We start from the raw sequence: 26,087 nt of genomic DNA, 5'->3' as shown, positions 1-26,087 counted from the left end.
TCAAATCGGCTACCCAAACCTGATACCTTTACGGTATCAAAACCCCGCCTAATCCATATTAGAACTCATCACCCGGTTCAGGTGACCATACCTTCCGCTGCATCAGCACCAGACATCCGTCCAGCACTCCCCGATCCACGCTGGCCAGTTGCCCTGGTGCTGATCCACATAACAACAATAAAATGAAGGAATCTGACATGCGAACCGCATCCCGCTTGACCCTGTGCACCCTGGCGCTGACCGCATCCAACACCCTGCTGGCCACCGAAGGCGGCGGCACCGTTTACCCGGTGGGCGCTGAAAACTACACCTGCTGCGCCCTGCCACCACCCGGCATGTACGGCATTGTGTACGCCCAAAGCTACAGCGCCGACACCCTGCGCAACAACAAGGGCGATGACGCCTCACCATCCGATGATTTCAAGGTCACCGCCAACGCCGTGGTGCCTCGTCTGGTTTACGTCACCGAACAACAGGTACTGGGCGGCTCGCTCGGTTTCCACACCATCGCCCCACTGGTGAATCTGGATGTCAAAATCGCCCCCGGCGTCAGTGACAGCGACAGTGGCCTCGGCGACATGGTCTTCGGCGCCGCCATTGGCTGGCATCACAGTCAGGCACTGCACACCGTAGCCGTGTTCGACATCATCGCCCCAACCGGTTCATACGACAAAACCGAAATCGCCAATATCGGCCGCAACCACTGGGCCGCACAGGGCGTCTATGGCGTCAGCCGCATGGACCCGACTGGCCTGAACTTTGGTTTCAAAGGTATGTGGACCGTTAACGGCGAAAACAGCGACACCCACTACACCGACGGTCAGGAACTGATCATGGATTACGCCCTCGGCTGGGGCATTGGCAATGGACTGGTTGTCGGCGCTGGCGGTTACCTCTACCAACAAATCACCGATGACGAACAGAACGGCGCTACCATCAAGGACAACCGCGGCAAAGCCATGGCCATTGGCCCAAGCATCCGCTTCGACTCCGGTAAAGGCTGGTTCGCCACTGTGAAATACACTCAGGAAATGAACGTCCGCAACCGCGCCGAGGGCAACACCCTGTGGCTCAAGGCGGTTATGCCGCTGTAAAACCGGGCAGACGCACCAATGCCGACCCGTCGGCATTCATACACGTCATGCCCACATCGAATGGCGGCACGATCTGTACGTTTGTTAATTGGCACGGCCGTATGCCCTCTTGGGGGACCTTGTCCCCCGGCCGGGCGGGCCTCCCCCTGCTTTTGCCCGACTGGGCTCGTTTTCCCGGTTTTCACCGACAACGGCGTTTCGACCCCGGCCCGATGGCACATCCCTGTGCCAACGGGCCTTGCGGGGCATCCATGCCCCGGCCGGGTCGGCCGTTGCGGTGAATCCCGGCTCGCCCAATGGGCAATTAACGGTGGCCAGCTGCGCTGGGCAACGTCGGCTATTAACCCCCCGAACTACTGCTCCACCAGCCAGCCAACCACACCAACCACCACCAGCAACGGGAAAATCGCGGCCAACACCTTCACCGCGATCAGCAACAGCATCAGCCCCGGCCCCAACAGCAGCGCCAGTAATACCAGCATACCCAGCAGCAAACGCACCACCAGCATCAGAATTTCTTCCCGAGCTTGTCCAGCAAGCGCTCAATCAGAGTTCGACGCTCACACACTCGCTGTTCCATCTGCGCACCGGATTTGCATTCAGGGCAATACCTGGGCATCAAAATACATCCAAAATGCGGCCCCTTGGTCTGATAACCACAATGGGGGCAGGTATAAAGAATGTATTGGCCAGAGCGTGGTGGATACATGAAAAACCTCCTGTTTGGGATACAGGAGATATTACGGAGAGCAGCGACGGAAAAAGTCGCTGCCAGGTTTGGAAGATCATCTTGCGCTCAGGCTTTGACCCAATGTTTTTTCGACTGTGACTGACGCTTGATAACACCTGCTTTGGCCAGTTTAGCGAAACATGGATTCACATCCTTGGCATTCAGCTTCAACGCCTTGGTCAACTCAGCAAAAGTTTTCGGCGCATCCAGTAGTTTCAGCATTTTCTGCCCAAGATCCTGCTCCGCCGAAGCGGGTTTCGCACCCGTATTGGCCACCGGCAGTGCCTTTTGCTTTGCCTCGACTTGTTCGGTAATGCTCTTTTCGGCGTCGTCCGTCGATACCAACGTGCTGCCACTCACCCCGGCCAGCTCGCATTGAAACTGGAATGCCTGACACAAGGCGCGATCCCGCGAATGCAGTACACATTTCAGAACCTTGCGTTCAGCCGGGCTGGCATGGGCAAGCAGACTGGCCAGATGGCCAATAATGTAGAAGTCGGCCTGATCAGGCCCCAAAGGATACTCGCGAAAACAGACAATCGAAGGATGAACACCCGTGTGGGCCAGCGTTGCAACACGACTGAATACGAACATCCTGTCTTGCAAGGTCAGGGCTATTTTATCCAGCCCCGCCAACCCGACATTTTCTGCATCGTAATAATGAACAAACATCACGCCTCCCTGGCAACAACCGCTTTGCATACATCAGATGCACAGAGTATCAATCAAATATCCGAACGATCCAGATACCCCTCCCGCTGCAGATAATCCAGCACCTGCGCGGCGGCGGCATCGATATCAATCTGGTGATTCCGGATCACGATTTCCGGATTTTCCGGCGCTTCGTAACCACTGTGCACGCCGGTAAAGTCGATGATTAATCCGGCACGGGCTTTCTGATACAGCCCTTTGACATCGCGGGATTCACACACCGGCAACGGCACATCCACAAACACTTCAATAAACTGTCCGGCTGGCAGTCGCTGGCGCACGTTCTTACGCTGCGCGCGCTCAGGTGAAATAAACGCCGCCAGCACAATCAGCCCGGCATCGACCATCAGACTGGCGACTTCACCAACCCGGCGGATATTTTCGGTGCGATCCGCGCGACTGAAGCCAAGATCGGCACACAAGCCATAACGAACATTGTCGCCATCGAGCAGATAGGTGTGCCTGCCACGCTCAGCCAGCAGACACTCCACCGCACCGGCAATACTGGATTTACCCGAACCACTCAGCCCGGTGAACCACAACACAAACGCGCGCTGGCCTTTCATGGCTGCGCGCTGTGATTGCTGAACCGGGTGATGGTGCCAATGAAGATGCGTCTGCGGCATAAAACCTCCGATATCCCTGTCGAAACAGTAGCAGTCCACTTCACCGGCAGAAAGCCTGTGCCGGGTACTTTATCCGCGAAGCCCCCACCTGGAATCAGCTCGCCATCACCTCCGCCATACGACGGGTGAGTTCGGTTTCGGCCGACCAGCTGACGCTGAGGTATTTCTGGGCGCGGGTCAGCCCCACATACAGAGTGCGGGCACTGTTATTGATTTGCTCGTCACTGCAATCAAAATCACCACCCCCCATCACCATCACCGCCGGAAACTCCAGCCCCTTGCTCGACGGTATCGGCATAATGGCAATACTGTCGGCCAATGGGTTGTACTGCTTTTTGTACGTCGAGCTACCCAGCCAGTTCACCGGCAGGTTGTGCTCCATACGCAGGTAACGCCCCAGACGTTCACCCTGCACACCATGCACATACAACACCGCCATTTCATTCCAGCGCAGCCCCTGCTCGCGCCAGGCCAGCAGCTGGTTGGCGCAGGCTTTCATTTCGCCCAGCCAGTCCTGGCAGATTTCCAGATGCGGCAACGGGCCGTGATTACCCGCCGCCTCCGGCGCGAGTAATGGCACATGGTCATCATCGCCGTCATGACTGGCGATGTACTTGCTGGCAAACCGATAGGAGAAATCCAGAATCTCGCGGGTATTGCGATAATTCAGGCGCAGCACCGTGGTGCGTCCCTGAGCTTTGATCCCTACACTCGACAGACTGAAACTCATGCCACTTTTCTTGCGGTAAATACTCTGGGCATCGTCGTACAGCAGCAGTAACGAGTCGGATTCCGGATCGACCATCTGCACCACCAGCCGCAGCCAGTCGGCCTCAAAATCGTGTCCTTCATCAATCAGCACCGCGCCGTACTGGGCACGCGGAATTTGGCCAAAATCGACCGCACGAATCACCGCCGCCACTTGCTGTTCCCACACCTTGCCCGAGTCGTAATTCACACTGACCTGATAAGTGCGTAACTGACGGCCGATCCAGTCGTGAAAATGCAACGCCTGCACACGCTCGGTCAGGCCACGACTGGCCATCATGGCGTTTAACTTGCGCGCCAGGGTGATGTTAAAACACAGCACCAGAATCGGTTTGCTGGTGGTATGGGCCAGCAGCTCACAGCGATACCCGAGAATCAGGGTTTTACCGGAACCGGCCACGCCGTGAATCACCCGATGCCCAGCTCCCAGGCTGCGCGCCAGCTGCTCCTGCTGGATATCCAGAATTTTCACAATATCGGGGAGTTTCTCCAGCAACTGCCGGTTGCGGAGTTTTTTGCTGGTCTTACGGGCTGGCATCGACAGCACCAGATCACCGCCCGGTTCACCACCGTTCTTTTTAATACGGCTGCCTGCCACGTCATCGTCGGCGACTTCAACCGCATCGGATTCATCCAGTTCATCGGGCTCGTCGTCAAACTCTGGCAGATCATCCAGGTCCGGGCCAAACAACTCATGTTGCTGCACATCGATACGAACTTCCGGAAACATATGCCAACGTACCCGGTCGATCTGCGGCACCGACAAACGAGCACCAAAACAATGATTAAACATGCCCCACAGGCGTTGCTGGAACTCCTCCGGATCGGTGTTTTCCAGCATCTCATCGCGGTAAATCACCAGATGATCAGGCAGCACACTGTCGCGCTGCTCCTGGGTTGTGCAGGCTTCCATCTGGGCGCGAGTAATATTGGTTAACACCACACCCCAGCCATACGGCATACACAACTTGCCCGCAAAAGCGCCCTCTTGCACCAGCTGCGGATCACGGGTCAGCACATTGATGGTTTCCAGCATGTACTGGCGGGCCTGCTCCAGCGGATTGGCCACCTCGTGCAGGCGATCCGCAATCAGCAGGCTGGCCGTGTGTTTGTTCAGGCGCTTGAGGGTGGACGGTTTCCAGTCCTTCACTTCCAGAAACAGCAAACCACGCTGCGGATGCAGGATCACAAAATCGGCGTAACGCCGCTTGCGCCCAATGGGAATGTCGTACCAGCACAGGTAGTCATCTTCGAGCAGATCTTTCAGACGCTGGGCAAACCGCTTCTCACCGGAGGTCATCCGGGTCAGCACTTCACGAGTCAGAGCAGGAATAACTTCAGCCACCACACACTCCGGCAGCCGTCAGAACGAGGCAAACACACATCAACAACATCCTGTAATCACAAAAAAGCAGACGCAGATCAGGAAAACTGACGCCCTTGTAACCGAAGCGGGCGCAGAAAACAGCTGGCGTAACGGTTGCCAATAGCCAGAAGCGCCAAAGTCACTATCTGGCCGATACCGGCCACGCCACAACGAGAAGCGTGTCGCATTATGACAGAGGTAGTGAAGCTGAAAATTGATTAAAGACCTGAAGAAACAAACTTAAACAGCCAGAACAGCCGACATAAGCCAGATAGGACAGCAGAGGCCAATTCACCCCAACCAATGAGGCGCTGGCCGTGCAAAATGAGCAAGACCAAATTCCACCAACTCCGGCTGCAAATCGCTCCAGGCACGATCATCCAGCGGTTGATCCCGAAAATATCGTCCATTGCCAAAACGGATCTGGAAATAACGAACACCTCGACCAATCAGCGATTCGATATTCTCCAGACTCAAATTGCCATAGACACAATCGCCCGCGAGCAACCCGGTTTCGTCAAATTCATCCCACACATCGTCAACCCGAGACAGATTTAACATTAACCAGCGCACACAGGCGGCTTGATTCGACACGATGATGGCTCTGCTCATATCACCTGAATTCTTTTGATTTTTTTGTAATTGGCATCCTTGCCGCGCTCCCTGCTTGTGGAACATCCATACACCACAACCACCTGACCATCGTCCTGATTAATCAGACGTTTGCACCCATCATGGAAAATTGATCACCGAGCCGTAGGACAAGCCAGCTAGCAACTTCGCGAGTATTTTGGGTCAGAATTGCGACGTATGACGTCGGGCAGAAAATGTGTTCAGCCGGGGATGAAGCAGAACGATACGAGCAGGATGCTTAAATGATCATGAAAACCCGGGAGCAGATTCCGAGCCAACATTGCAAAGGAATTGATCAACGGCCTGAACGCCGATCGGCGTTCAAATCACCACCGATGATACCGCCTGCCGGCAGGCACGCACCACACTCAAGGCCGCCAGCGTTGAGGTTTTCGGATTACGCTCCAGTGGCATACCACAGAGTTCGATATTCATTTCACCAAACCGACCGCTGGCATGAATCCGATGCTGGTTGGTGGAAATCCCGGGATCGACCATCAGCTGCACACGGGTTTTATCGAGTCCCAAGCCCGCCAGGGCGATGGTGGCAGCAACGTTGGCGTTGGCGGGAAACGCCAACGCCGCTTCGCGAGCACTGCCACGGAAAAACACATATGGTTCGGCAATGGTATCAAGGCATACCATCTGTTCCGCCGCACTGCCGCGCCAGCTGGCCGGGCTTTTACGAGAGGTATACAACACTTCATCGAGGCCACCTTCACGCGCTGCGGCCAGGCCATCAATGCCAGCAACTGCCCCCGACAACGCATGCAGTCGTGAACGCCCAGTGGCCGCCGCTGCGTGCAAACGATCCGCCAGTTCAGCATCGGCAAGGGCACCAACCGAAATCACCGCCAGATCCCAACCACGCGCCAGCACATCGACACCATGGGCGCGCACGCCCGGCTGACCGGCACACTCCAGCACCAGATCCGGTTTGCCGGTGCACTCGGCGATACGGGTTACCACCGCAACCGACGGCGGCAGCAAGGCGCGGACACGGTTACGACTGCGTTCCGTGACCACTACCCAGCGCAATACCAGTTCCGCCGGCATATGTGCCAGCACTTCTTCGGCCATTGCGCCAAAGCCGATCAACATAAGCTGTTTCATCTGTGCCTCGTGAACACGCCAAAGAAAAACTGCGCCAGTCGCAACGGACCATCAAAGCATAGTGTTATGCAGGAATTGTGGCAGGCAGGTAACGGCCGGGGAATTTCGCCACCGGCCGGAAGAACCCGTAGCAAACGCCGTAAAACAAAAAACCCCGTGATCTTGCGATCACGGGGTTTTATTGTTTTGGCGGAGGGATAGGGATTCGAACCCTAGATCGGGATTAACCGACGCCGGTTTTCAAGACCGGTGCATTCAACCACTCTGCCATCCCTCCAACTGCCGCGTATATTACTCGTTATTTTTTGGGTGTCAACACTTTTTATTACAAAAATCGCATTCAACTGCTCTGACTGGAAATAAGGGGGCTTCGCTCCTATGATGGCGGCAGTTTTTGTCAGGACGGCCCAAGGCCGGCGTGTGTATGGCAACCTTTACCCTGTTTGTTACCCAATCTCCTTTTATTACCCACAGCCACTGGCAGGCAATGGACTTCGCCCGCGCGGCCCATGCCGCTGGCCACAAGATCCAGCGCGTGTTTTTCTACCGTGATGCGGTATTGTGCGCCAACGATCGCCAGACTCCGATTCAGGGCCAGCCGCCGGTTCATCAAATGTGGAACGAGCTGGCCAGCGAGCTGGGCTTTCCGCTGCAGGTATGCATTGCCAATTCGATTCGTCGCGGCCTGCTGGATCAGGCAGAAAATGATCGTTACGAGCATGCTGGCGCAACGCTGGCAGCCGGTTTTAATCTGAGTGGTCTGGGCGATATGGCGGAAGCCATGAACGATTCCGACCGCATTATCGAGTTTTAAGAGCAGTTTATGGCCGATGCACTGATTGTGATCCGTAACGCGCCGTCGGCGGATCTGGAAGCGATAGAGCTGGCACTGGCGATGGGTGCTTTTGACCACCAGGTGAGCCTGCTGTTTATTGGCGCGGGTCTGCTGTGGCTGATCAACCACCAGCAAGAGCGCAAACCGGGCGGCAAGTCGCCGAGCAAGCTGGTGAATGCGCTTCCTATATATGATTGTGAGGCGGTGTATTACAGCCGCACCGATCTCGAGGCGTTGCAGCTCGACAAACGCCTGATCAATTCTGTGGCTCGCGAACTGGAGCCGGATGCTATCCGTGAGCTGGTGTCGCGCCAGCAGTTCTGTATGGGGCTGTAACCATGACCTTGCATATTATTTCCAGCCCAAGCCCGGAACGCCTGAGCCAGGCCAGTAGCCTGAGCAGTGAAGGTGATGAATTCCTGTTTGTCGGCGATGCGTTATATCTGCTGCCTTCGTTCAGCCGCTTTGCCCGATATCGCATCAAGGATGCCGAGGTTCGTGGCCTGATCGAAAATATGCCCACCACGGCGATTGGTGTCACCGATGCCGAATGGGTCGAACTGACCCTGTCGTGTACACGCACATTAACCTGGTACTGATATGAGCCACCCTGCCCTGACTCCGGACGGATTTCTGGCCAATCTGGACGACTGGTCACCCGAGGTAGCCAGCTGGCTGGCACAATCGGAAGGCATTGAACTGACCGACGCCCATTGGGAAATCCTGCACTGCCTGAAGCGGTTTTATGCGGAGTTCGAGGTGTCGCCCGCCATGCGCCCACTCAGCAAATACATCAAACAGGAATTGGGTGCCGACAAGGCTGGCAGCATTTATCTGTTAACCCTGTTTCCCGGCAGCCCGGCCAAGCTGGCTGCCAAGATTGCGGGACTGCCCCGCCCGGAGAACTGCCTGTGAGTAACGTTCCTGAAAAACATGTTTTGGCCGAATACGTGCGTATTCTGGCGCGCGGCAAAAATGCCAGCCGTAGCATGACCTTTGAAGAAGCCGAATTCACCATGAGCCACATGCTGGCCGGTGATTTCCATCCCGAGCAGCTGGGTGCCATTCTGATGCTGATGCGGGTAAAAGAAGAGAGCCCGGAGGAACTGGCCGGCTTCGCCACCGCCATCAACAAAAGCTGGCCAGACAACGTGCCGTTTGATCTGGTGTGGCCAAGCTACGCGGGCAAACGCCGCCAGCCATTCTGGTGCCTGTTGTCGGCTCTGCTGCTGAACAGCATGGGGTATCGCATTCTGTTCCACGGCAGCCTGGCGCATACCGAAGGCCGTATGTACCTGCACGAGGTATTTGCGGAGCTGGGGTTGCCTGCAATCAAAATGGCTGACATCGAATCGGCACCATCACTCTGCTATCTGCCCTGTGATGAGCTGAATCCACAGCTGCAACGCTGGTTGTCGCTGAAGGCAATTCTGGGTGTGCGTTCGCCTATCAACACCATTCTGAAAACCCTGGCACCACAAGGTGTGGCCAGTGTGCAGGGGGTGTTCCACCCGAACTACAGCGTTACCCACGTCGGCGGCGCAGCCCTGACCGGTGGCAATATGCTGGTCATGAAAGGTGAAGGTGGTGAGTTCGAGGTTAACCCGGAGCGCGCCGTCAAAGCCTCATGGCACCTGAACGGTGAGTCCGGCAATCTGGTCATCGAAAACCTCAAGAGCCATTACGAAGACAAGCCGGAAGGTATCGGCACCGATTTATTGCGCCAATTCTGGCGTGGTGAGCTGGACAGTGAATACGCGCGTCTGGCCGTTATTAACACTGCCGCGCTGGCGCTGGTAACCATTCGCCGCAGTGCCGATATTGATACCTTTATTGCCGAGTGCACCGAAGCCTGGAACAACCGCGACCGCAGCCGCTTGTAATCGCGCCCAAACCAGCCCAACCGGTGTCCGGCGAACCTGCCAACAAAAAAGCCCTGTTATGCCATCGCATAACAGGGCTTTTTGTTTGGTGCTTTTCGGGTCTTGCACCCGGCGTTTGAGCGCCGGGTCTGGCTCAGAAGCCCGGCTTATCGCCAGGCCAGCTTGTCGTGCAGAGTAACCACAGAACCAACAATGGTCAGTGTTGGCGCATGAATGGTTTTGCCTTCCACCTGCGTTGGCATGGTGGCCAGCGTGCCGACGTGCACTTTCTGATCTGGCAGAGTGCCTTTTTCCACCAGCGCAATCGGAGTTTCCGGTGACATGCCATGTGCAATCAGCTGTTCGCAGATCACACGAATAGCGCTCAGGCCCATGTAGATCACCAGAGTCTGTTGCGGGTGAATCAGCTCAGCCCACGGCAGATCATGACTGTCATCTTTCAGGTGACCGGTAACAAAGCGTACGCTCTGGGCGTGGTCACGATGGGTCAGCGGAATACCGGCGTACGCCGCACAACCACTGGCAGCGGTAATACCCGGCACCACCTGAAATGGCACACCGTATTCAGCCAGCAGTTCGATTTCCTCACCACCACGGCCAAAAATAAACGGATCACCACCCTTCAGGCGCAGTACTCGTTTGCCTTTCATGGCCTCATCGGCCAGCAAACGGTTGATCTGATCCTGCGGCACGGAATGATTGCTCATGGCCTTGCCGACGTAGATTTTCTCGGCATCTTCGGCGATCAACGCCATGATGCCCGGGCCAACCAGACGGTCGTACACCACCACATCGGCGGACTGGATCAGACGCAGGGCGCGGAAGGTCAGCAGGTCCGGGTCACCAGGACCAGCACCCACCAGATACACCTCGCCCATCGCCGGGGTTTCACCCGCCAGCATCTGTTCAGCCAATGCATTGGCGCGATCTTGCTGACGCGCCAGCACCAGTTCCGGCACATTGCTGCGCATGAACTGACGCCAGAACGCGGCGCGTAATGGCGCTGCCAGGCTGTTTTTTACCTTGTCGCGCAGACCATCCACCATATGGCCAAGGTCGCTGTATTCCGGTGGCAGGTAAGCCTCGAGACGCTGACGCAAATGACGAGTCAGAGCCGGAGAACTGCCACTACTGGAAATCGACACCAGCACCGGCGAACGGTCGATCACCGCCGGGAATGCAAAATCGTTGTCATCGGTGCGATCAACCCGGCAGACCAGGCAACCAGCCTGGCGGGCCGACTCGGCCAGTGCGGTGTTCAGTGCTTCATCGTCGGTCGCCAGCACCAGCATCGATCCGGCGGCAAAAGTATCCGTGGCGCTGGCGGCACGTGCCTGCCAGCTCACCGCTCCGGAATCCACCAGAGCCTGCACGGAAGCGTCAACGTGCGGTGCAATCACCGTTAGCTGAGCACCTGCTTTTACCAGCGTATGAATCTTGCGAGTACCGATCTGACCGGCGCCGACCACAACAAAAGGACGGGCATCAGCACGGAATACCAGCGGCAGAGTCATCATGCACCAATTACCTCAAGACCACCCATGTACGGGCGCAGTACTTCTGGCACCACTACGCTGCCATCTTCCTGCTGGTAGTTTTCCAGGATAGCAACCAGGGTACGACCAACCGCCAGACCGGAACCGTTGAGGGTGTGCAGCAGTTCTGGCTTGCCGGTTTCCGGGTTACGCCAGCGCGCCTGCATACGACGAGCCTGGTAATCCAGGAAGTTACTGCAAGAAGAAATTTCGCGGTATTTCTGCTGACCTGGCAGCCACACTTCAAGGTCGTAGGTCTTGGCAGCCGAGAAACCGAGGTCACCACCACACAGAACCACTTTGCGGTATGGCAGACCCAGTTTCTGAAGAATAGCTTCTGCATGGCCAGTCAGCTCTTCCAGAGCCGCTTCGCTGGTGCCAGCCGCTACAAACTGAACCAGCTCAACCTTGTCGAACTGGTGCTGACGGATCATGCCACGCGTATCACGACCGTAGCTGCCCGCTTCAGAGCGGAAGCACGGGGTGTGAGCCACTTTTTTCAGCGGCAGCGCGCCGTCGTATACGGCATCACGCAGCAGGTTGGTAACCGGCACTTCAGCGGTCGGGATCAGGAACAGGTCCTTGTCACCCTGGGCTTGCGGAATACGGAACAGGTCTTCTTCGAACTTTGGCAGCTGACCGGTGCCTTCCAGGGCGTCACGGTTCACCAGGTACGGTACGTAGGTTTCTTCGTAACCGTGTTCCAGCGTGTGAGTGTCGAGCATGAACTGGGTCAGGGCGCGGTGCATACGGGCGATCTGGCCGCTCAGGGCTACAAAGCGGGAGCCGGCAACACGAGCACCGGCGTCAAAGCTCATGCCCAGCGGTTCAGCCACATCCACGTGATCTTTTGGTGCAAAGCTGAACTCACGCGGAGTGCCCCACTTCAGCACTTCACGGTTGTCGTCTTCGCTTTTGCCTTCCGGTACATCGGCGTGCGGCAGGTTTGGCACACTCAGCAAATAGGTGCGCAGAGCGTTTTCAGCATCACGCGCTTCCTGCTCAGCAACGGTAATGTCGGAATCAATACCACCCATCACCTGGGCTTTGGCTTCGTCCGGAGACATACCCTGGCCGATCAGCATACCGATCTGCTTGGAGGCTTTTTTCTTTTCAGCCTGCAGGGACTGGGCACGGGTCAGAGCGGATTTGCGGGTTTCATCCATCTGCTGGAAACTGGCTACATCCAGTTCGAATTTCTTTTTGGCCAGCGCAGCCGCCACAGTATCCAGGTTATCGCGAATAAATTTAATATCGAGCATGTTTCTCTATACCAGTGCTTGTCAGAGGAAAGTGCAGGCAATTATCCAATTGCCCGAGCAATCAGACACTTCCCTTGGTCAATAAATTGGTCAGGTAAATGCCGGCTGCGGTTGCGGCCAGACATCCAAACAGACTGGAGCCGGTGTAGGCCAGAAATGCCATCCAGCGCTCCTGTTGCAACAGCGTAACGCTTTCCAGCGAAAACGTGGAAAAGGTCGTAAAAGCTCCGAGGAACCCGACCATCGCCAGTTGCTTGTAGTGTTCAGAGCCCCATTGTTGCTGAACCAGCAATACGTAGGCGATACCAATCAGAAAAGAGCCTATCAGGTTCACCGACAGCGTGCCATACGGAAAGGGTTTGCCCATCCACTGGAATATGCTGCTGGCAACCCAGAAGCGGCAAACTGCACCAATAGCACCACCGGTGGCGATCCATAACAGACTCATGACGGTATATCCTGCTCCTGCGGCCCACCAGGATATCGCTGGCGGTCCGATTGTTGGTTAAGTTCACGCAAATGATCGAGCTTGCGTGCAATTTTTTCTTCCAACCCACGACCGCTGGGGTGATACAACCGCAAATCGGCGAGTTCTGGCGGGAAATAGTTTTCACCAGCGGCAAAAGCGCCCGGCTCATCGTGGGCGTATCGATATTCCGCGCCGTAATCCAGCTCTTTCATCAGGCGGGTTGGCGCATTACGCAAATGCAGGGGAACGTCATAACCCGGCTGACTGGCCACCAGCGCCCGCGCTTCGTTATAGGCTTTGTAGACGGCATTACTTTTCGGTGCAGAGGCGAGATACACCACGGCCTGCGCCAGTGCCAGCTCGCCTTCCGGGCTGCCCAGACGTTCCTGCACATCCCAGGCCGTCATACACAGACTGACGGCGCGCGGATCGGCATTACCAATATCTTCGCTGGCCATCCGCACAATACGCCGCGCCAGATATAACGGATCACAGCCACCATCCAGCATACGCACCAGCCAATACAAAGCCGCATCCGGATCGGAGCCGCGCACGGATTTGTGCATGGCGGAAATCTGGTCGTAAAAGGCTTCACCGCCTTTATCAAAACGCCGCCCCTGACGCACCACCAGCTGCTGCACAGCAGCCTTGTTCAGCACACCATTAACGGCCATTTGCAGGGCAAATTCGAGATTATTCAGCGCCCGCCGGGCATCACCATCGGCCATTTCGGCCAGATATTCGAGCACACCGGTTTCAAGCTGCACCGTCAGTCCGTCTTCGGTTTGCAATACCTGCAGGGCTTGCTGCAATACCTGTAGCAGTTCGGCCTCACTGAGGCTGCGCAATACGTAAACACGGGCACGGCTGAGCAAGGCGTTATTCAGTTCAAACGACGGGTTTTCGGTGGTAGCACCAATAAACAGCAGGGTGCCGTCTTCGACATGGGGCAAAAAAGCGTCTTGCTGGCTTTTGTTGAAGCGATGAACTTCATCGATAAACAGGACGGTTTTGCGTCCCATTACACGGTTCTGTTTGGCGCGCTCGACCGCTTCGCGAATCTCACGCACACCCGCCATCACCGCACTGAGGGTAATAAACGCCGCATCAACAGAACCGGCAATCAACTGCGCCAGTGTGGTTTTCCCCACGCCCGGCGGCCCCCAGAAAATCAGAGAGTGCAGCTGTCCGGCATCAAGGGCACGACGCAACGCCGTGCCCGGACCAATCACCTGTGACTGGCCGATGTATTGATCAAGGGTGCGAGGGCGCATACGCGCCGCCAATGGCTCCCAGGCTGGCTGGCCACTTCCTGTGGCACCAAACAGATCACTTGGCGGTGGCACGGGCGTCAATCACATCCACCCCTTCCGGGGCTTCAAACTGGAACAGGTGATCGCCAATCAGTTCGTTCACCAGCACGTTGGAGAAGGCAATTTCAGTGCTCTGACCGGTCGTGTCGTGAATACGCATACGCACCAGACGCTTGCCTTCGTATACGAAATCGAGACTTTCAAACAGCTGACTCTTGTCACGTGCCACCAGATGGAACACCTGGGTAAAGCCGACTTCCGCTTCACCAACCTGGAAGTTGTTTTCGATATCGCCAGCACGACCACTCAGCAGCAGGGCCGGAGTGCCTTGTACGTCCTGATCCAGCTCGCGTACGGTTACCTGTTCGAGGTCGCGGTCGTACACCCACAGGTCTTTACCGTCGGATACCACCAGTTGCTGGAACGGTGGCTGGGTTTCCCAGCGCAGCTTGCCCGGTGTTGCCACCAGCATCAGACCTTTGGTGGTCTGAATCACACGACCACCCGCGTCTTTGACGGTCTGGGTGAAGTCACCCTGCAGGTTGGTAACGCCCCGGATACGGGACACAAAATTATCGAGAGCGGTGTTTTGCGCCAGCGCCTGACAGGAAGCCAGCAGCAGAATCAGAAAGGCCTTGTATTTCATAAAAATCCGATGGATTAACAAACAAAGGCCGGTGAATACACCGGCCCGGAAGAATATTCAGACGGCGCGCATCATCGCAGATCAGGCGGGGGTGGCGCCAGCACCTCACGAGCACCATTGTGTGCCGGAGCTGACACTACGCCTGCGGCTTCCATGGCATCGACCAGACGTGCCGCCCGGTTGTAGCCAATCCGCAATTTACGCTGAACCGACGAGGTTGAGCACTTGCCCGTGGATGTTACAAAGGCAACGGCCTCGTCGAAAAGTTCATCCTGCTCGTCACCCCCCTCGCCCACAGCGGGTGCAGCACCTTCTTCGCCGGTCTGGACAATTTCTTCCAGATAATCCGGCTCACCGCGCAGCTTCCATTCGGCGACCAGGCGATGCACTTCATCGTCGTCCACAAAGGCACCGTGCACACGCTCCGGCAATGCCAGCCCCGGTGGCATGTACAGCATGTCACCGTGACCCAGCAACTGTTCCGCCCCACCCTGATCCAGAATGGTACGGGAGTCGATCCGTGACGATACCTGGAACGAAATACGGGTCGGAATATTCGCCTTGATCAGACCGGTGATCACATCCACCGACGGCCGCTGGGTCGCCAGAATCATATGAATACCGGCGGCACGGGCTTTCTGGGCAATACGAGCGATCAGCTCTTCTACCTTTTTGCCGACCATCATCATCATGTCGGCAAATTCGTCGATCACAATCACGATATACGGCAGGGGCTTCAGGGTGCGCGGCGTAGTGTCATACGACAGATGCAACTGCCAGGTTGGGTCCAGCATTGGCTCACCGGCATCAATGGCTTCCTGAACCTTGCGGTTATAACTGGCAATGTTACGCACACCGACTGCCGCCAGCAGCTGGTAACGACGTTCCATTTCCGCCACCGACCAGCGCAGGCCGTTAGCGGCTTCTTTCATATCGGTAATCACCGGCGTAAGCAGGTGTGGAATCCCTTCATACACCGACAATTCCAGCATCTTCGGGTCAACCATGATCATTCGCAGCTGCTCAGGCGTGGCCTTGAACAACATACTCAGAATCATGGCGTTTACACCCACCGATTTACCGGAGCCGGTGGTACCGGCCACCAGCAAATGCGGCATTTTGGCCAGATCGGTAATCACCGGACTGCCACCAATGTCATGACCCAATGCCAGTGTCAGCGGCGAGTGCATGTTTTCAAACTCGGTCGATGACAGCACCTCAAACAGCGAAACCACGGCACGGTCTTCGTTTGGCACTTCGATACCCATCACTGATTTGCCCGGAATCACTTCCACCACCCGCACACTGACCATCGCCAGCGAGCGAGCCAGGTCTTTGGCCAGGTTGGTGATCTTGCTGGCTTTCACACCCGGCGCCGGCTGAATCTCAAACCGGGTAATCACCGGGCCCGGTGCAACCGCCGTGACCTCAATCTTGACGCCAAAGTCGGCCAATTTTTGCACCAGCAAACGCGATAGCTCTTGCAGGCGCTCTTCGGTAAAGCCACCTTTTTTGTCTTTACGCGGCGGATCCAGCACTGTAATAGACGGCAGCGGCGATAAATTGGCTGCCCCGACTTTCATGTCGCGCAGCGCACGTTCGCTCATACCGGAATCACGTTTTTCCAGCGGCTGAATTGGCACCGCAGGAGCAACCGGAGCGGATGCAGCAGGTGCAGGCTCATCCAGATCGAACGGCAGATCGTCGTAATCATCGTCATCCGGCAGGGAAGCCAATGGTCTTGTTGACGCAAATCCACCCACAGAAGCCGCTGCTGGCGCATGGGAAACGGCTGCTGGAGAAACGTTTGGCTGTGCAACTGCTTGTGGCGCTGCAACTGGCTCTGGCGGCGCGGTATGCACCGGAGCCGACTGAGAGGATGGGCGCGACACAGGTTCACTCACCCACGGCAGAATATCGTCGTCTTCATCATCGGTTGCGGTAAACAGATTTTCAGCAGGTGCAGCAGGCGCAACCGGCGTGTGTGACACTTGGGCGTGTGACACTGGCGATTCCTCTGGTTCCACCCGCCACACAGGATCAGGCCGAGAATCCAGTACTGGAATATCAACAGCTTCACTGACTTCCGGCACAGTGTTCATGCCATGTGTGCGCTGCCCTACCGTTTGATAGGTACTGCGAAACAGGGAAGGATCAGAAACCACCGGACGCGGCATAACCGGCATGGTCGAGGCGTCCACACGAGCAGTTACCGTGTCGTCGCGGACACTGTCTGCTTCCGGATAATGACTGGCTGAACGCAAATTACCTTCGGCACGAATAATCGGTACAACTTTTGGTTCAGACGCACGCTCAGGTTTGCGGACAAACTCCCGAGCAGGAGCTGACCGATTTGCAACGGGATCTATAGGCAGCTCCGAATCATCAGACTCAGAGTGCAGCAGGCTATCGAGATCACCAAACCCAGGTTCAATGTGACGAGAAGTCGAACGACGCTCAACCACAGGCGCCCTGGGAGCCTCGTCATCAACGGCACTGAAACGTTCCTGAGCAGGCTGAGGATCGAATGCTGTAAACGGAGCATCCGCCGCAGGGGTGCTGTATGACTGGCTGCTGGCAGGCTTGCGCCCACGACCACCAGCCACCGGCACATCCATTATCGATTCACTCACCACCGGCGGAACAGGAATCGACATCGGGCCTTCGTTATCCGGAATAAATAACGGCACATCGGCATCTTCGGCACGACGCTCAGCCAGCTCGGCCGCCGCGCGGCGACGATTCATAAACCGGTCAACACGCTCGCCGAGATCTTCGAAGAACTCGAGCCAGGAGAACTCAAGAAACAACATCAGGCCAAGCGCCATGAGCACAACCAGAGTCACAACCGTGCCCGCCAGCCCCAGCAGATAACCAACAGAGGCCGCCACCGCCATGCCCAGCATGCCACCAGCACCCATTGGCAAGTCCTTGCCATCCCAGATGCTGAGCTCAGCAATACCGCAGGCGGATGCCATGATGTAAAGAATACCCAGCAGTCGCAGACTCCAGACCCAGTTACTGGCGGTCTGGCGACGACGGTAGAGAAGCCACAACTTCAGCAGCACCATAAAAGGTACAATGTAGGCCAGATAGCCGAAGGCATGCACCAGCAGATCGGCGACACCGGCCCCCAGCACCCCAACGGCATTACGCACGCTAGCACCGGACGCCGACGACCATCCTCCATCCTGTGGTGTGTAGGACAACATTGCCATTAACAACAACAACGTGCCCAGCGCCGAGAGCAGCACCGCCACGTCGTGTCCTTTGCCCCAATTGGCCATTGTTAATGCTGGCACGCTTTCTTTCGCGTCAGCTCTAGCGGATCCTCTGGACAATTCAGTACCCTGTATACCTGTTTGTTAAGAAGTTTATCACGGCTGTACGATGATAGAGTGGTTGGATGACAATAGCGTCCCGGACTTCCCGGATACCAGACGCGCTCTGCAAGAACCCAACGGACTGCTGGCCGTAGGTGGGGGCATGTCCCCCGCATGGCTGCATGCAGCCTATCGACGCGGCATTTTCCCCTGGCATTCCGACGGTGATCCACGCCTGTGGTGGAGCCCAGCGCCGCGTGCCGTCATTTTGCCCGCCACCTTCCGTGTTCCTCGCACAATTCGCAAGGAACTGAATCGCACAGCCCTTACCTTTACCTGCAATCTCGCCTTTGCCGACGTCATGACCGGCTGCGCCAGCACCCACGAAGAACAGGACGGCAGCACCTGGATACAACCAGAAATGCAGCAAGCCTACTCGGACCTGCACCACGCCGGTTACGCCATCAGTGTCGAATGCTGGACTCCCGAGGGCGAGTTGTGCGGTGGTTTTTATGGTGTGCGTATTGGACTAGCATTTTTCGGTGAATCAATGTTTTCGCGCATCAGCAACAGCTCCAAGCTGGCATTTGCGCTGGCTGCACCAGAACTATTCAACAGCGGTATACGTATTATTGACTGTCAAATGCGAACCGACCACCTGTCGCGCTTCGGGTTGGTTGAATTACCCCGCCATGAGTTCGAACAACACTTGCGGATAGCCGTCAACGGCCCATCACCTACCCCTCTTCCAGCCCTGTTATTGCGTGGACTGCCATCATGACCCGAATCATGCTGTTTCGGCCCAAAAACACTCACCCCTGTGGTTATATCGTCGGCCGCGAAGCTGTCAGCCTTTACGTTGACCCGGAAATTGTACCCGACATGGAATTGCTGACCCAACTGAGCCTGAACGGCTTTCGGCGCAGCGGCCTGAGCCTGTACCGGCCGGATTGTCCAAACTGTCAGGCCTGCGTATCGGTACGCGTCGCGATCAATGAATTTGTGATGAAGCGCCGTTTCAAACGCACCCTGAAAGCTCTGAAGCATTGGCAACTGACGGTTGAAAAACCCTCAATGGAGCATTACCTCCTTTACGAACGCTATATCAGTATGCGCCACAGCGATGGCAGCATGTACCCACCAAGCCCGGAGCAATATCAGGACTTTCTGTGTCAGCACTTTGACAACACACGTTTCCTGGTGGCCAGAAACGGCCCGGACGTAGCTGCCGTTCTCGTGTTTGACCTGCTTGGCGATGGTCTGTCATCGGTCTATTGTTTTTTCGATCCGGATCTGGATGGCTTGTCACCTGGCAGCTACATGATTCTGCGCCTGACCCAGATATGCCAGGGCCTGGATTTACCGTGGCACTATCTCGGATACTGGGTCGAAGGATGCAGCAAAATGGAATACAAGGAAGCATACCAGCCGATGGAATATCTGATAGATAACCGCTGGCAGCGCAAATAATTTCCCCAAACTTTGATTATTGCAGAGAAGTCAGGCAGAATGCGCCCGCTCTGTATATTCCCTAAACAGGTGACGAATGGCGAAAGACGATCATATTGAAATGGAAGGTGAGGTAATTGATACCCTGCCTAACACCATGTTCCGCGTTAAGCTGGATAACGGCCACGTGGTTACTGCTCACATCTCTGGCAAAATGCGCAAAAACTACATCCGCATTCTGACTGGCGACAAGGTCAAGGTTGAGCTGACTCCCTATGACCTGAGCAAAGGTCGTATCACCTACCGGGCACGCTAAGGCGTCCCGGCAGGTAAGTAACCAGCCTTATCAGGCTGGTACTGCCTCTGGCACATGAAGCGCCAGTTCTTTCTCTTCAACAAGCACCTGAACATCTCCACCGTGTGAGAGTTCACCGAACAGGATCTTTTCGGCGAGTGGCTTTTTGATCTTTTCTTGCACGAGACGAGCCATTGGGCGAGCGCCCATTTTTTCGTCGTAACCGTGCTCAGCCAACCACAAGCGAGCTTCATCACTGACGTTCAGAGTGACTCGCTTGTCGTCGAGCTGACCTTGCAACTCTGCAACAAACTTGTCGACCACATGCAGAATGGTGTCACGACCCAGCGGCGCAAACTGCACAACTGCGTCCAGACGGTTGCGGAATTCCGGTGTAAACACCTTCTTCAACTCTTCTGCGCCATCAGTGGTGTGATCCTGGTGAGTGAAACCAATACTGGAGCGACTCATACGTTCGGCACCGGCGTTGGTGGTCATAATCAGAATCACGTTACGGAAGTCAGTCTTGCGGCCGTTGTTATCGGTCAGCGTACCGTGGTCCATCACCTGCAGCAGGATGTTGAACACTTCCGGGTGAGCTTTTTCGATTTCGTCGAGCAGCAGCACACAGTGTGGAGTCTTGTTCACCGCTTCAGTGAGCAGGCCACCCTGATCGTAACCAACATACCCTGGAGGCGCACCAATCAGACGGGACACAGTATGACGCTCCATGTACTCCGACATATCGAAGCGGATCAACTCCATCCCCATCACCTTGGCCAGCTGACGGGACACCTCAGTTTTACCCACACCAGTAGGGCCAGCAAACAGGAAAGAACCAATTGGTTTTTCCGGTGAGCTGAGACCAGCACGAGACATCTTGATCGCCGTCGACAGGGTCTGGATCGCTTCGTTCTGACCAAACACTACCATGCCCAGCTTGTCTTCCAGCTTGAACAGCAACTCCTTGTCATCCGCAGAAACCGTTTTGGGCGGAATACGGGCAATCGCCGCAATTACCTGCTCGATTTCAGGCACGTTAATCTGCTTCTTGCGTTTGCTGACTGGCAGCAGCTGCTGCAGCGCACCCACTTCATCAATCACGTCAATTGCCTTGTCAGGCAGGTTGCGGTCAGTGATGTAACGATCGGACAGCTCCGCCGCGGCACGCAGGGCCTTATCGGTGTAACGAACATTATGGTGGTCTTCAAACTTGGTTTTCAGACCTTTCAGAATCCGGTAGGTGTCTTCAACCGACGGAGCCAGAACGTCGATTTTCTGGAAACGACGGGTCAGGGCGCTGTCTTTTTCGAAGATGCCACGGAATTCGGTGAAGGTTGTGGAGCCGATGCAACGAATCTCACCAGAGCTCAGCATTGGCTTCAGCAGGTTACTGGCATCCATTACGCCGCCAGAGGCTGCACCCGCACCAATGATGGTGTGGATTTCGTCGATAAACAGAATGCCGTGAGTCTGGCGTTTAAGTTCTGCCAGCAGCGCTTTCAGACGTTTCTCGAAGTCGCCGCGGTATTTGGTACCGGCCAGCAACGCCCCCATGTCGAGACTGTACACCACTGCGTCCTGAATGATCTCAGGCACTTCGCCATCAACGATACGCTTGGCCAGACCTTCCACAATGGCCGTCTTGCCAACACCGGAATCACCCACCAGCAGCGGGTTGTTCTTGCGACGACGGGACAGAATCTGGATCAGACGACTGACTTCGTCATCACGACCAATCAGCGGATCAATCTTGCCTTCACGAGCAACACGATTGAGATTGGTGGCATAACCTTCGAGTGCACTACCGGCCACATTGTCACCATCTTCGTCATTTTGCTCAGACGGCTTGTGGGCAGCACCTTCCTCAGGACCGTTAACTTTGGAAATGCCGTGGGAGATGTAATTCACCACATCAATACGAGCAATGTTCTGCTGCTTGAGGAAATAAACCGCCTGGCTTTCCTGTTCGCTGAAAATGGCAACCAGTACGTTGGCACCGGTTACTTCGGCCTTGCCTGAGGACTGTACATGGAACACGGCACGCTGCAGCACACGCTGAAAGCCGAGGGTTGGTTGGGTTTCGCGCTCCTGATCAATCTCAGGAATCAGCGGCGTAGTAGCATCGACAAAGTCAGTGAGTTCCTTGCGCAGGCGGGCAACGTCTGCACCGCAGGCACCGAGAACGGCGGAAGCCGCTTCGTTATCCAGCAGAGCGAGCAACAGGTGCTCGACTGTCATGAACTCATGCCGCTTTGAGCGAGCGGCCTTGAAGGCCTCGTTGAGCGTCAGCTCCAACTCTTTGTTCAGCATTGCAGGTCCCCCTAATCATCTGCTGGTGCAACCTCGCACAGCAATGGATGCTGGCTATCTCTTGCATATTGATTCACGAGAGCGGCTTTGGTTTCAGCGACATCGCGAGTATAGATGGCGCAAACCGCGCTCCCCCTGGTGTGAACCGTCAACATGATATCTGTTGCCTGTTCCAGGTTTTTGCCGAAGAAGCGTTGCAGCACTTCGACAACAAACTCCATGGGCGTGTAATCGTCATTCATCATGATGACACGATACATGGATGGGCGTTTGAGGGCTGGTTTGGCGTTTTCGACCGCCAGGCCACCCTGACCATCGCCCGGACCTGATTCATGGCTCATGTTCAAGTCTAGTTGAGATTTGGAAGTCACGTACATAGTCACAAGGGGTTCAAAAAGGGAACCCCATCATACCGCCGCCCTGAGCAATGCTCTAGCCGCTTGACGACCTTACCCCCCACGCGTACTGTATTGCCGCTATCGTTCAGACGGGCCCAACATTACGTTCGGGGCGTTAATCAGGGAGGCAAGCAACGATGAAGACCGGGAAAGTTAAATGGTTCAATAACGCCAAAGGATACGGATTCATCCAGGCAGATGACAGCAACGAAGACCTGTTTGCTCACTATTCCACCATTCAGATGGATGGCTACCGCACACTGAAAGCTGGCCAGCCAGTCCAATTCGATACGCGCCCGAGCGACAAAGGTACTCATGCCATCAACATTCGCGCACTTGACGTAGCGGCCAATTCAAACGAAAACGAAAAGGCTGTTAACGAAAGCAATGCCAGTTGATCTGGCATTGGATCTGGGCAAAAAACATCCAAAACAATTCTCATTTCACAACGCTGGAGCAACAAACTGTTCCAGCCCGTTTCGCACACTTACCTAACGTTACCTCGTACCAGATCAAAATCCGTACAAATTATCTGTCTCGTTACGGACCACCCCGACAGTCACATATAAAAGCAGACCAGCACTCCACCCCAACCAGCCGAACAGAACCACCGTTACCAACCGCATCACTCCCTCGCACGGTCGTTCAAGCGCCCCAGAACCCTCGCAGACAACATTGCAACACACCCAGCCCCCTCACTTGATGCCCGCTCACACGCTCTGCAGCAGTCGCGCGGAATTGTGCAGAGTTATTCAGAGTTCTCCTGACAATCCCAACGTCTGCCAGGAGCCCCCCCTTTCAGCCAGCGGTTACCCGGGCAACTTCCGCCGCCTGCCGTCAGCACACGATAAAAGACAATAAAAAAGCCACCCGAGGGTGGCTTTTTAACTACTCAGAGCAAATCAGGGATCAGGCGATGCTGTCGATGATGCTGTTCAGAGTAGCGCTTGGACGCATTACGACAGTTGCCTTGGCAGCATCTACCTTGTAGTAACCACCGATATCAACAGTCTGACCCTGAACGGCAGTCAGCTCGCCCAGAATCTTCTGTTCGTTTTCGGTCATGGTAGCAGCAACAGGAGTGAAAGCCGCTTTCAGTTCAGCGTCTTCATCCTGGGCAGCCATTGCCTGAGCCCAGTACATGGCCAAGTAGAAGTGAGAGCCACGGTTGTCGATGCTGCCCAGCTTACGAGCTGGTGACTTGTTGTTATCCAGCAGTTTACCAGTAGCAACGTCCAGAGCCTTACCCAGAACAGCCGCTTTAGGGTTGTTGGCGAAGCCTGACAGATGCTCCAGAGAAGCAGCCAGAGCCATGAACTCACCCAGAGAATCCCAACGCAGGTAGTTCTCTTTGATCAGCTGTTCAACGTGCTTTGGAGCAGAACCGCCCGCACCAGTCTCAAACATGCCGCCGCCGTTCATCAGAGGAACGATAGACAGCATCTTGGCAGAAGTGCCCAGCTCCATGATCGGGAACAGGTCAGTCAGGTAGTCACGCAGTACGTTACCGGTTACAGAGATAGTATCCAGACCGTCCTTGATGCGCTCCAGAGAGTAACGGATCGCAGCACGTGGTTCCATCACCGGCAGTTCCAGACCTTCGGTGTTGTGATTCGCCAGGTATTTCTCAACCTTGGCAATTACCTGAGCATCGTGACCACGGTTAGCATCCAGCCAGAACACAGCAGGAACACCAGTCGCACGAGCACGAGTTACCGCCAGCTTCACCCAATCCTGGATAGCAGCATCTTTGGTCTGACACATGCGCCAGATATCGCCTTGCTCAACAGCGTGTTCCATCAGAACGTTACCAGCAGCGTCGATTACGCGTACGGTGCCGTTAGCAGGGATTTCGAAAGTCTTGTCGTGTGAACCGTATTCTTCGGCTTTCTGAGCCATCAGACCTACGTTTGGTACAGAACCCATGGTACGCGGGTCGAATGCACCATTCTTTTTGCAGAACTCGATGGTTTCCTGGTAGATGCCAGCGTAGCAACGATCCGGAATAACGGCTTTGGAATCGTGCAGCTGACCATCAGCGCCCCACATACGACCAGAAGAACGGATCATGGCAGGCATGGAAGCGTCAACGATTACGTCGTTCGGCACGTGCAGGTTGGTGATACCCTTGTCGGAGTTAACCATCGCCAGTGCTGGGCGAGTTTCGTAAGCAGCTTTGATGTCCGCTTCGATCGCAGCACGCTCTGCTTCTGGCAGAGACTGGATCTTGGCGTAAACATCACCCAGACCGTTACGTACATCCACACCCAGCTTGGCGAAGGTGTCACCGTGCTTGGCGAATACGTCTTTGAAGAACACAGTCACTGCGTGGCCGAACATGATCGGGTCAGAAACCTTCATCATGGTGGCTTTCAGGTGCAGAGACAGCAGAATGCCTTCGTCTTTGGCTTCGGAGATGGCCTTTTCCAGGAACTCGCGCAGTTTGGCGCGGCTCATGCGGGAAGCGTCGATGATTTCGCCTTCCAGCAGGGCCAGGTTCTTTTTCAGAACCTTGACGTTGCCATCAGTGTCGGTCAGTTCGATGTTGACAGAGGTAGCAGCCGGGATGGTTACGGACAATTCGCTACCGTAGAAGTCACCGTCTTCCATGTGAGCAACGTGTGACTTGGAATCAGCAGACCATTCACCCATGGAGTGTGGGTTCTTGCGTGCGTATTCTTTAACAGACAGTGGCGCACGACGGTCGGAGTTACCTTCACGCAGAACAGGGTTAACCGCAGAACCTTTAACCTTGTCGAAACGAGCCTGAATGTCTTTTTCTTCGGCGGTTTGTGGATCAGCCGGGTAGTCAGGCAGGTTGTAACCTTTGGCCTGCAGTTCTTTCACAGCTGCAACGATCTGCGGAATGGAAGCAGAGATGTTCGGCAGCTTGATAATGTTCGCTTCCGGACGAGTGGCCAGCTGCCCCAGTTCAGACAGGTCGTCAGATTGACGCTGTTCTTCGGTCAGGAACTCAGGGAATTGGGCCAGGATACGGCCAGCAAGGGAAATGTCACGGGTTTCTACGTCAACACCGGCAGGCTTGGCGAAAGCCTGGATCATCGGGAGTAAAGAATAGGTCGCAAGCGCAGGGGCTTCGTCGGTCCAGGTGTAAACAATAGTGGGATTGGCAGTAGACATTCTTACTCCTGTTGCATAATGCTGAATTGGCTATAGCGCCGGAATCCTGAATCACCGCTTTTGGCAGTTGTACTTTTGATGGACTCCGATTGATACGAGACGTTCGCAGGGCTTACCTGTAAACGCCGGAAAACTGCCCTCCCCGGCGGCCTTCCATTCTGAAAACGGCGCATAATTTGTAGTT

25 protein-coding genes and 1 tRNA gene are annotated in these 26,087 nt (G+C 55.6%); 10 read left to right on the top strand and 16 right to left on the bottom strand.

Going from position 1 to position 26,087, the window contains the following annotated elements; translation table 11 throughout:
* Positions 1-197 precede the first annotated feature (197 nt).
* On the top strand, positions 198-1,094 hold the full coding sequence (locus OUO13_RS09340) for a SphA family protein (protein ID WP_283173608.1): 897 nt from the start codon (positions 198-200) through the stop codon (positions 1,092-1,094).
* A gap of 353 nt (positions 1,095-1,447) precedes the next feature.
* Here the strand turns inward: OUO13_RS09340 and OUO13_RS09335 are convergent, their stop codons facing one another.
* The 7 genes from OUO13_RS09335 to OUO13_RS09305 form a co-directional block, all read right to left on the bottom strand.
* Positions 1,448-1,603, bottom strand: a complete 156-nt coding sequence (locus OUO13_RS09335) for a hypothetical protein (protein WP_283173607.1) — start codon at positions 1,601-1,603, stop codon at positions 1,448-1,450.
* 287 nt (positions 1,604-1,890) lie between these two features.
* The gene (locus OUO13_RS09330) at positions 1,891-2,496 is read right to left on the bottom strand and encodes a hypothetical protein (protein WP_283173606.1); all 606 of its coding nucleotides are present in this window, start codon (positions 2,494-2,496) and stop codon (positions 1,891-1,893) included.
* A gap of 53 nt (positions 2,497-2,549) precedes the next feature.
* Positions 2,550-3,161 carry an adenylyl-sulfate kinase gene (gene cysC / locus OUO13_RS09325; protein ID WP_283173605.1) on the bottom strand — a complete coding sequence of 204 codons (612 nt, stop codon included), beginning with the start codon at positions 3,159-3,161 and terminating at the stop codon, positions 2,550-2,552.
* Positions 3,162-3,255: 94 nt separating this feature from the next.
* Positions 3,256-5,274 carry a 3'-5' exonuclease gene (locus OUO13_RS09320; RefSeq protein WP_283173604.1) on the bottom strand — a complete coding sequence of 673 codons (2,019 nt, stop codon included), beginning with the start codon at positions 5,272-5,274 and terminating at the stop codon, positions 3,256-3,258.
* A gap of 312 nt (positions 5,275-5,586) precedes the next feature.
* Entirely contained in the window at positions 5,587-5,973 is a 387-nt protein-coding gene (locus tag OUO13_RS09315; RefSeq protein ID WP_283173603.1) for a CRISPR-associated protein Csx16, read from the bottom strand.
* Positions 5,974-6,249: 276 nt separating this feature from the next.
* Positions 6,250-7,041, bottom strand: coding sequence for an aspartate dehydrogenase (locus OUO13_RS09310; RefSeq protein ID WP_283173602.1), 792 nt, complete (start codon positions 7,039-7,041; stop codon positions 6,250-6,252).
* Positions 7,042-7,228: 187 nt separating this feature from the next.
* Positions 7,229-7,318, bottom strand: a tRNA-Ser gene (locus tag OUO13_RS09305).
* 147 nt (positions 7,319-7,465) lie between these two features.
* On the opposite strand from OUO13_RS09305, the gene tusD reads away from it, so the two are divergent.
* The 5 genes from tusD to OUO13_RS09280 are packed head-to-tail and all read left to right on the top strand — an operon-like array spanning position 7,466 to position 9,759.
* Positions 7,466-7,855, top strand: coding sequence for a sulfurtransferase complex subunit TusD (gene tusD / locus OUO13_RS09300; RefSeq protein ID WP_283173601.1), 390 nt, complete (start codon positions 7,466-7,468; stop codon positions 7,853-7,855).
* Positions 7,856-7,864: 9 nt separating this feature from the next.
* Positions 7,865-8,212, top strand: a complete 348-nt coding sequence (locus OUO13_RS09295; protein ID WP_283173600.1) for a DsrE family protein — start codon at positions 7,865-7,867, stop codon at positions 8,210-8,212.
* A gap of 2 nt (positions 8,213-8,214) precedes the next feature.
* Positions 8,215-8,475 (top strand): hypothetical protein, encoded by a 261-nt coding sequence (locus tag OUO13_RS09290; protein ID WP_283173599.1) that lies wholly within the window; start codon positions 8,215-8,217, stop codon positions 8,473-8,475.
* Position 8,476: 1 nt separating this feature from the next.
* Positions 8,477-8,791 carry a TusE/DsrC/DsvC family sulfur relay protein gene (locus OUO13_RS09285; RefSeq protein WP_283173598.1) on the top strand — a complete coding sequence of 105 codons (315 nt, stop codon included), beginning with the start codon at positions 8,477-8,479 and terminating at the stop codon, positions 8,789-8,791.
* Positions 8,788-9,759, top strand: a complete 972-nt coding sequence (locus OUO13_RS09280; protein WP_283173597.1) for a glycosyl transferase family protein — start codon at positions 8,788-8,790, stop codon at positions 9,757-9,759. Before OUO13_RS09285 ends, OUO13_RS09280 begins: the two co-directional genes overlap by 4 nt.
* 146 nt (positions 9,760-9,905) lie before the next feature.
* Here the strand turns inward: OUO13_RS09280 and cysG are convergent, their stop codons facing one another.
* From cysG to OUO13_RS09250, 6 genes are all read right to left on the bottom strand, one after another.
* Entirely contained in the window at positions 9,906-11,276 is a 1,371-nt protein-coding gene (gene cysG, locus OUO13_RS09275; protein WP_283173596.1) for a siroheme synthase CysG, read from the bottom strand.
* Entirely contained in the window at positions 11,273-12,556 is a 1,284-nt protein-coding gene (serS, locus tag OUO13_RS09270) for a serine--tRNA ligase (RefSeq protein ID WP_283173595.1), read from the bottom strand. Before serS ends, cysG begins: the two co-directional genes overlap by 4 nt.
* 61 nt (positions 12,557-12,617) lie before the next feature.
* Complete coding sequence (crcB, locus tag OUO13_RS09265) at positions 12,618-13,004, bottom strand: fluoride efflux transporter CrcB (RefSeq protein WP_283173594.1); 387 nt, start codon at positions 13,002-13,004, stop codon at positions 12,618-12,620.
* Positions 13,001-14,299 (bottom strand): replication-associated recombination protein A, encoded by a 1,299-nt coding sequence (locus OUO13_RS09260; RefSeq protein ID WP_283173711.1) that lies wholly within the window; start codon positions 14,297-14,299, stop codon positions 13,001-13,003. The genes crcB and OUO13_RS09260 overlap by 4 nt, the downstream gene beginning before the upstream one ends.
* A 55-nt stretch (positions 14,300-14,354) precedes the next feature.
* A complete protein-coding gene (gene lolA, locus OUO13_RS09255) occupies positions 14,355-14,984 on the bottom strand; it encodes an outer membrane lipoprotein periplasmic chaperone LolA (RefSeq protein WP_283173593.1) in 630 nt (209 codons plus the stop codon).
* A gap of 71 nt (positions 14,985-15,055) precedes the next feature.
* Positions 15,056-18,271, bottom strand: a complete 3,216-nt coding sequence (locus OUO13_RS09250; RefSeq protein WP_283173592.1) for a DNA translocase FtsK — start codon at positions 18,269-18,271, stop codon at positions 15,056-15,058.
* Positions 18,272-18,470: 199 nt separating this feature from the next.
* On the opposite strand from OUO13_RS09250, the gene aat reads away from it, so the two are divergent.
* The 3 genes from aat (at position 18,471) to infA (ending at position 20,072) form a co-directional block, all read left to right on the top strand.
* On the top strand, positions 18,471-19,088 hold the full coding sequence (aat, locus tag OUO13_RS09245) for a leucyl/phenylalanyl-tRNA--protein transferase (protein ID WP_283173591.1): 618 nt from the start codon (positions 18,471-18,473) through the stop codon (positions 19,086-19,088).
* Entirely contained in the window at positions 19,085-19,777 is a 693-nt protein-coding gene (locus tag OUO13_RS09240) for an arginyltransferase (protein ID WP_283173590.1), read from the top strand. The genes aat and OUO13_RS09240 overlap by 4 nt, the downstream gene beginning before the upstream one ends.
* 76 nt (positions 19,778-19,853) lie before the next feature.
* Positions 19,854-20,072, top strand: coding sequence for a translation initiation factor IF-1 (infA, locus tag OUO13_RS09235; protein ID WP_283173589.1), 219 nt, complete (start codon positions 19,854-19,856; stop codon positions 20,070-20,072).
* Between the two features lie 30 nt (positions 20,073-20,102).
* Here the strand turns inward: infA and clpA are convergent, their stop codons facing one another.
* Together clpA and clpS are read right to left on the bottom strand one after the other, a co-directional pair.
* On the bottom strand, positions 20,103-22,364 hold the full coding sequence (gene clpA, locus OUO13_RS09230; protein WP_283173588.1) for an ATP-dependent Clp protease ATP-binding subunit ClpA: 2,262 nt from the start codon (positions 22,362-22,364) through the stop codon (positions 20,103-20,105).
* An 11-nt stretch (positions 22,365-22,375) separates the two neighbouring features.
* Entirely contained in the window at positions 22,376-22,705 is a 330-nt protein-coding gene (gene clpS / locus OUO13_RS09225; RefSeq protein WP_428982329.1) for an ATP-dependent Clp protease adapter ClpS, read from the bottom strand.
* A gap of 194 nt (positions 22,706-22,899) precedes the next feature.
* Between clpS and cspD the strand changes: the two genes are divergently transcribed.
* The gene (gene cspD / locus OUO13_RS09220) at positions 22,900-23,160 is read left to right on the top strand and encodes a cold shock domain-containing protein CspD (protein WP_283173587.1); all 261 of its coding nucleotides are present in this window, start codon (positions 22,900-22,902) and stop codon (positions 23,158-23,160) included.
* Positions 23,161-23,671: 511 nt separating this feature from the next.
* Here cspD and OUO13_RS09215 read toward each other — a convergent pair.
* Complete coding sequence (locus tag OUO13_RS09215; protein ID WP_283173586.1) at positions 23,672-25,903, bottom strand: NADP-dependent isocitrate dehydrogenase; 2,232 nt, start codon at positions 25,901-25,903, stop codon at positions 23,672-23,674.
* Between the last annotated feature and the right edge of the window lie 184 nt (positions 25,904-26,087).

This window comes from Parathalassolituus penaei (genome assembly GCF_026626885.1).
In the GTDB taxonomy this organism is placed as follows: Bacteria; Pseudomonadota; Gammaproteobacteria; order Pseudomonadales; family Oceanobacteraceae; genus Oceanobacter; species Oceanobacter penaei.
This window is presented reverse-complemented; position numbering and strand designations above follow the sequence as displayed.

What these genes read in the sequence shown, in the direction of transcription:
- OUO13_RS09340 (WP_283173608.1), top strand. Translation starts at nt 198, where the DNA reads ATGCGAACCGCATCCCGCTTGACCCTGTGCACCCTGGCGCTGACCGCA.
- OUO13_RS09335 (WP_283173607.1), bottom strand. Translation starts at nt 1,603, where the DNA reads ATGCTGGTGGTGCGTTTGCTGCTGGGTATGCTGGTATTACTGGCGCTG.
- OUO13_RS09330 (WP_283173606.1), bottom strand. Translation starts at nt 2,496, where the DNA reads ATGTTTGTTCATTATTACGATGCAGAAAATGTCGGGTTGGCGGGGCTG.
- cysC (WP_283173605.1), bottom strand. Translation starts at nt 3,161, where the DNA reads ATGCCGCAGACGCATCTTCATTGGCACCATCACCCGGTTCAGCAATCA.
- OUO13_RS09315 (WP_283173603.1), bottom strand. Translation starts at nt 5,973, where the DNA reads ATGTTCCACAAGCAGGGAGCGCGGCAAGGATGCCAATTACAAAAAAAT.
- OUO13_RS09310 (WP_283173602.1), bottom strand. Translation starts at nt 7,041, where the DNA reads ATGAAACAGCTTATGTTGATCGGCTTTGGCGCAATGGCCGAAGAAGTG.
- tusD (WP_283173601.1), top strand. Translation starts at nt 7,466, where the DNA reads ATGGCAACCTTTACCCTGTTTGTTACCCAATCTCCTTTTATTACCCAC.
- OUO13_RS09295 (WP_283173600.1), top strand. Translation starts at nt 7,865, where the DNA reads ATGGCCGATGCACTGATTGTGATCCGTAACGCGCCGTCGGCGGATCTG.
- OUO13_RS09290 (WP_283173599.1), top strand. Translation starts at nt 8,215, where the DNA reads ATGACCTTGCATATTATTTCCAGCCCAAGCCCGGAACGCCTGAGCCAG.
- OUO13_RS09285 (WP_283173598.1), top strand. Translation starts at nt 8,477, where the DNA reads ATGAGCCACCCTGCCCTGACTCCGGACGGATTTCTGGCCAATCTGGAC.
- cysG (WP_283173596.1), bottom strand. Translation starts at nt 11,276, where the DNA reads ATGATGACTCTGCCGCTGGTATTCCGTGCTGATGCCCGTCCTTTTGTT.
- serS (WP_283173595.1), bottom strand. Translation starts at nt 12,556, where the DNA reads ATGCTCGATATTAAATTTATTCGCGATAACCTGGATACTGTGGCGGCT.
- crcB (WP_283173594.1), bottom strand. Translation starts at nt 13,004, where the DNA reads ATGAGTCTGTTATGGATCGCCACCGGTGGTGCTATTGGTGCAGTTTGC.
- OUO13_RS09260 (WP_283173711.1), bottom strand. Translation starts at nt 14,299, where the DNA reads ATGCGCCCTCGCACCCTTGATCAATACATCGGCCAGTCACAGGTGATT.
- lolA (WP_283173593.1), bottom strand. Translation starts at nt 14,984, where the DNA reads ATGAAATACAAGGCCTTTCTGATTCTGCTGCTGGCTTCCTGTCAGGCG.
- OUO13_RS09250 (WP_283173592.1), bottom strand. Translation starts at nt 18,271, where the DNA reads ATGGCCAATTGGGGCAAAGGACACGACGTGGCGGTGCTGCTCTCGGCG.
- aat (WP_283173591.1), top strand. Translation starts at nt 18,471, where the DNA reads ATGTCCCCCGCATGGCTGCATGCAGCCTATCGACGCGGCATTTTCCCC.
- OUO13_RS09240 (WP_283173590.1), top strand. Translation starts at nt 19,085, where the DNA reads ATGACCCGAATCATGCTGTTTCGGCCCAAAAACACTCACCCCTGTGGT.
- infA (WP_283173589.1), top strand. Translation starts at nt 19,854, where the DNA reads ATGGCGAAAGACGATCATATTGAAATGGAAGGTGAGGTAATTGATACC.
- clpA (WP_283173588.1), bottom strand. Translation starts at nt 22,364, where the DNA reads ATGCTGAACAAAGAGTTGGAGCTGACGCTCAACGAGGCCTTCAAGGCC.
- clpS (WP_428982329.1), bottom strand. Translation starts at nt 22,705, where the DNA reads ATGAGCCATGAATCAGGTCCGGGCGATGGTCAGGGTGGCCTGGCGGTC.
- cspD (WP_283173587.1), top strand. Translation starts at nt 22,900, where the DNA reads ATGAAGACCGGGAAAGTTAAATGGTTCAATAACGCCAAAGGATACGGA.
- OUO13_RS09215 (WP_283173586.1), bottom strand. Translation starts at nt 25,903, where the DNA reads ATGTCTACTGCCAATCCCACTATTGTTTACACCTGGACCGACGAAGCC.